Source organism: Pseudomonas sp. P5_B2 (assembly GCF_056400445.1).
This window is the reverse complement of record NZ_JBFULH010000389.1, coordinates 1-3,883: the sequence shown is the minus strand read 5'-3', so window position 1 is coordinate 3,883 and position 3,883 is coordinate 1. Positions and strand designations below refer to the sequence as shown.

General features: G+C 55.8%; 4 protein-coding genes. 3 read left to right on the top strand and 1 reads right to left on the bottom strand.

Annotated features, from left to right (window positions below; genetic code table 11):
- Together AC1DRJ_RS21040 and AC1DRJ_RS21035 are read left to right on the top strand one after the other, a co-directional pair.
- Nucleotides 1-405 (top strand): LysR substrate-binding domain-containing protein (locus AC1DRJ_RS21040; RefSeq protein WP_477803839.1); only part of this gene is annotated, 405 nt, incomplete at its 5' end.
- 86 nt (nt 406-491) lie between these two features.
- Nucleotides 492-1,610, top strand: a complete 1,119-nt coding sequence (locus AC1DRJ_RS21035; RefSeq protein ID WP_477803840.1) for an MFS transporter — start codon at nt 492-494, stop codon at nt 1,608-1,610.
- A 79-nt stretch (nt 1,611-1,689) separates the two neighbouring features.
- Here AC1DRJ_RS21035 and AC1DRJ_RS21030 read toward each other — a convergent pair whose 3' ends face one another.
- Nucleotides 1,690-3,027, bottom strand: a complete 1,338-nt coding sequence (locus tag AC1DRJ_RS21030; protein ID WP_477803838.1) for an MFS transporter — start codon at nt 3,025-3,027, stop codon at nt 1,690-1,692.
- A 283-nt stretch (nt 3,028-3,310) separates the two neighbouring features.
- Here AC1DRJ_RS21030 and AC1DRJ_RS21025 point away from each other — a divergent pair.
- The coding region (locus tag AC1DRJ_RS21025; protein ID WP_477803837.1) for a ParA family protein at nt 3,311-3,883 on the top strand (573 nt) is incomplete at its 3' end.

Genomic DNA, 3,883 nt, shown 5'->3' with positions numbered 1-3,883 from the left:
AACCTGCGCCTTGATACGCCAGTGTCATTTGCGTCTTTGGCTGAGCAGCCGTTGGTGTTGCCCAGCGCTCGCCACAGTCTTCGCGTGATTTTGGATAATTGTGCGCGTGAAGTCGGTATCAAGCTCAAGACCAGCGTAGAAGCGGACTCCTTCGGCGCGATGATCGACCTGGTTCGCAATGGCTTCGGTTTGACCGCTTTGCCCTTGGCTTCGATTTACACGCAAATCGAATCGGGGGTGCTCAGTGCCGCACCTTTGATCGACCCCATCCCCATGCGCAAATTGGTCCAGGTCTTTCCCGCGGACAGGCGCGTCAGCCCGGCTGCAAAATTTGTTGGAGAGGCGTTCATCGAGATTGCAGCCGATCTGGTCAGTCGCGAAATCTGGGCAGGGCACATGCTCTGAGCAACCTACACACACCGGGTCCGTCGGACATTGTTTTGAGTCATCAAACCCCACTACCTGGCACGTTCGGCATCGTCCTGTTGGGGATGCTGCAGGTTTTGGTCTGGGGAGGGTCATTCTTCCTGATGGCCGTAATGGCCGATCCGATTATTGAAGAGACAGGCTGGGCTAGCCAATGGGTCTATGGCGCCTTGTCTCTGAGCCTTCTTGTTTCTGCGGTGTTGGCTCCGTTGATCAGCCGACTGATCGCCCGCTACGGCGGTCGCCCGATTCTTGCCAGCAGTGGTCTAGCCGTCGCCATTGGATTGTTTCTTGTGGCCAACGCCACTTCGTTGCCGTTTTTTTTATTGGCTTGGTCAGTCATTGGTATTGGCATGGCACTTGGATTGTATGAAGCGCTATTCGCCTGTTTAGGTTCACTGTACGGGGAGCGAGCAGGCGGAGCGATTACAGGCATTACGCTGATTTCAGGGTTTGCAACAACGCTTTCCTGGCCGGCCATTGCGTTAGTCATCGAGTACGTTGGTTGGCGTTCCACGTGTTTGGCTTATGGCGTGTTGTTAGTCCTCACGGTGGCACCACTTTATGCGTGGGTGCTACCGAAAGGCTCGGGCTCCCTGACAAAAAATGACGCGGTGGCCGGTGAAAGCCTATCAATCGAACGACGGGTTTACTGGCTCCTCACGATGATTTTTGCGTTGGGTGCTGTAATCATGACGGCAATCTCTGTCCAGCTGATTTCGCTGCTGCAAGGTCAGGGCTATTCGTTATCAGCCGCCATCGGGTTTAGCGCTTTACTGGGGCCAAGTCAGGTAGGCTCGCGTGTTCTACAAGTGTTTTCGCGAAAACGACACCCCATTTGGACAACGTTGATCTCTGTCGTGCTTGTGGCAATCGGTCTGTTGGTTGTGACCATGGCGCCGGCAATGACAGCGCTCGGTCTCGTCCTTTACGGTGCTGGTAATGGTTTGCGAGCGATTGTTCGGGGGCTGCTGCCACTGACGCTGATGTCGCCAACGCAATATGTTTTGCTCATGGGGCGCATGGCTCGACCCTCACTTGTTGGACAAGCACTGACACCTCTTGCCGGGGGTTACCTTTTGCAAACGCTGGGGGCGGGAGGTGTGCTTGCTGGACTAAGCTCGCTGGCGATGTTGAATGTGATACTGGTGTTGCTTCTATTACAGCGCGTTCGAAAAATATGATTCAGGACGGTACGGCCTATCCGTGCGGTGGATCGTCGGCAAGAATAGCTCGATCCACCGTCTCGGCTCGTTTCGTGTATCAGGCCGTAGCGCTCACTCCTGCGCCTTTCCCCTTCGTCGGAATGTCATGCAGGGAAATCCTTGAAGTCTCCGGCAATGCCAATCCACCCGCAAGCGCGAGTAAAGCCACCGCGATGAGATAGAACGCCGGCGACAAGTTGCTGCCGGTAGTACTGATCAGCCACGTAGCCACGAGCGGTGCGGTGCCGCCGAAAAGGGTATACGCCATGTTGTAGGTAATCGCCGATGCGGTGTATCGGGTACGGGTAGGGAAGGTYTCCGAGAGCAAGGCCGCCGTTACCACTCCGCACAACACCGCGCCAATCGCCAGGAGCATAACCCCGGCGATGGAGGCTGCGAACGAGCCGGAGCTGGCCATCAGGAACGATGGATACACGGCCACAATCAATAGAGCGCAAGCGGTCATCACCGTTTTTCGACGCCCGACCCAGTCCGAATACAGCCCGGCCAGTGGGCAGATCGCCGCAGCGAACAGCAAGGCAATCAGTGACACCAGCAACGCTGTTGCGCGGCTCAGGCCACCCGCGACTTGCAGGTAGGTAGCGAAGTAGGTGGTGAACATATAAAACGATAGCGCCGTGAGCGACACAAAAGCGCCCAGGCAACAGATAGCCGCACCATGGTTGCGCAAGGTTTCCTTAAGCGGGGAGTGGGCTACTGCATGTTCCTGAGTCACCGCCTGGAACGCCGGTGTCTCATCGAGCTTCCAGCGCAAGTAAAGACCCACCAGGCCCAGCGGCGCGGCAATCAGGAACGGCAAACGCCAACCCCAGCTACCCATCGCTTCGGCCGATAATGACGCCTCTAGCGCGTAGGCCACCACGGCTGCCGCGGCGAAGGCGGAAAATGTCGACACCGGAATGAAGCTGCCATACCAAGCGCGTTTATCGTGCGGTGCATGCTCCATCAGATAGGCACAGGCACCTGCGTATTCTCCCCCGGCGGAAAAGCCTTGGGCGCAACGGATCAGGCAAAGCAGAATCGGCGCCATGACCCCGATCGTGGCATACGTGGGTAGCAGACCGATCAAGGTCGTCGCGCCGGCCATCAGCAGAATCGTCATCGCAAGGGTGCGCTTGCGACCGATCCTGTCGCCCAGCATGCCGAAGAAAATCCCTCCAAGGGGTCGAAACGCAAATGCCACGGCGAATACCGCAAAGGTTTTCAGCAGCGCGACACTGGCGTCGCCACTGGGGAAAAATTGCTGGGCGATGGTCGTGGCCAAAAAGCCATAGACGGCGAAGTCGAACCACTCGACGAAATTACCGATGCCGGCGGCCACAATCACCTTTCTGAGAGTTCTTGGGCTGACGTGTTCTGTCGTTGCGCTCGTCATGCTGAACCTCGATAGTTCGTTAGTAAGCTTTCGATTATCGGGGCAGGCACCGTGGCGGCTCACTTCAAAAGTGTCATCCACATAGTCAGGACCGACTTCATGATCTTGAAATAGGCATTATTCGCGCCAGGTCGGTGGTGAGTGATTGGCAATCAAACGCTCTAGTTCGCAGCTTTTGCTGATTCTTGTCGTAAAACTGTCATATTGCGGTCATAGAATTGACACGACTTCTTACATTTGGCCTAAGCTGATCTCTGGCCTTTTTCACGGATGAGCAAGCCCCATGCGTCGTGTCGTATTCAATCAGAAAGGTGGCGTTGGAAAATCCAGCATCGCCTGCAACCTTGCCGCTGTGAGTGCTGCCGAAGGCTACCGAACACTGCTGGTAGATCTTGATCCCCAAGCAAATTCGACTCACTACCTCACTGGCTTGATCAATGAGAGCATTCCGCCGGGCATCGCCGATTTTTTCAAACAGACATTGTCTGGCGGCTTCGAAGGCAGGAAGAGTCGCGTACACATCACCGAGACCCGTTACGACAACCTCCACCTGGTGGCGGCTAGCCCCGAATTGTCAGACCTCCAGTCAAAACTGGAGAGCAAGTTCAAGATCAATAAGCTGCGCAAGTTGCTGGTCGAGCTTTCCGAGGATTATGAGCGCATCTATATCGATACCCCTCCGTCACTGAACTTTTACACCTTCAGCGCGCTGGTGGCCGCGGACAGGTTGCTGATACCGTTCGATTGCGACAGCTTTTCTCGTCAGGCGCTGTATCACGTCCTCGCGCAGGTAGAGGATCTACGTTGCGATCACAATGAATCACTGACAGTGGAAGGGGTGGTGGTTAACCAGTTC